At 32.7% G+C, this 1019-nt stretch carries 1 protein-coding gene and 2 pseudogenes; all 3 read left to right on the top strand.

Going from position 1 to position 1019, the window contains the following annotated elements; translation table 11 throughout:
• Positions 1-383, top strand: a pseudogene (locus tag AB4653_RS26540) (glycosyltransferase); the annotation flags it as partial.
• Between the two features lie 2 nt (positions 384-385).
• A complete protein-coding gene (locus tag AB4653_RS26535; RefSeq protein WP_032555297.1) occupies positions 386-724 on the top strand; it encodes a hypothetical protein in 339 nt (112 codons plus the stop codon).
• A gap of 19 nt (positions 725-743) precedes the next feature.
• Positions 744-1019: pseudogene (locus AB4653_RS26530) on the top strand (hypothetical protein); the annotation flags it as partial.

The following is a 1019-nucleotide window of genomic DNA, read 5'->3' as shown; positions in this document are numbered from 1 at the left end:
GTTTACGATCTTCAATTGTTGAGTTTGATGTTTACGATAGAGAACATGGTGAAAGTAAATATACGTTTGAAAAAATGATGAATCTTGCGTTAAGCGGAATTATTTCCTTTTCAATAGTCCCTCTTAGATTGTTTGCAGCACTTGGTGGTCTTATTGTTCTCACTTGCATTTTAATGTCGCTATATATTTTATCAATGTCAATTATATTTGGTGGAACTGTTCCTGGTTGGGCGTCAATTACACTGCCAATATATTTTCTAGGTGGTATTCAATTAATCGGCTTAAGCGTTATTGGTGAATATATAGGAAGGGTTTTCATAGAAGTGAATAAAGCACCTACGTATATTATCGACAGAGTTACAGAAAATAATAATAGGATATAATTATGGGAGGGATCTTATATATAGCTATTGCTATTTCACTAAATGTTTCTGCACAGGTATTACTTAAATACTGTAGTGGGCGTGTGTTTCCATTATCTATAAGTAATGGTTTTCTCTATGGTGTGTTATTGGCACTATTTTTTTATGGCGGTAGTTTTCTTATTACACTAAAAATATACTCTATGTATCCATTATCGATAGTTTCGCCTGTTATGGCTGGCTTGACTATTTTATGCATCACCCTCAGTGGTGTTTTTATATTCTCTGAGTATTTAAGTGGATTGCAAATATCAGGGGTTGTATTAACTATATTTGGTATAGTATTACTATCTATTAAATAGAATAATAAGGTTTTTAGACATGAGTTTGGACCAAATTTGCTTCTCTCTAGTTTTTCTTGGAGTGATAATCCCCATATTAATTTTCATCAAGCCGAAGTCGATTGTCTGTGGTATGTTTAAAGATAATATTGAAGTTAAAATCTTAAAAGAGAAAACTTTTTTCAGTGTAATTGTTGTGGCTATTTTCATTGGTGGGGTTTCAATCTATGCGCTAAACTTATTCTTACCGTTGGAATATCGTCACTCTGACTCTGTAGGTTATTTAAATTCACTCATACGGCCTGTTTTATACAGT

The organism is Vibrio sp. 10N.222.48.A3 (assembly GCF_041475345.1).
GTDB classification, from domain to species: domain Bacteria; phylum Pseudomonadota; class Gammaproteobacteria; order Enterobacterales; family Vibrionaceae; genus Vibrio; species Vibrio tasmaniensis_A.
The sequence above is the reverse complement of the archived record's forward strand: the minus strand, read 5'-3'. Positions and strand labels throughout refer to the sequence as shown.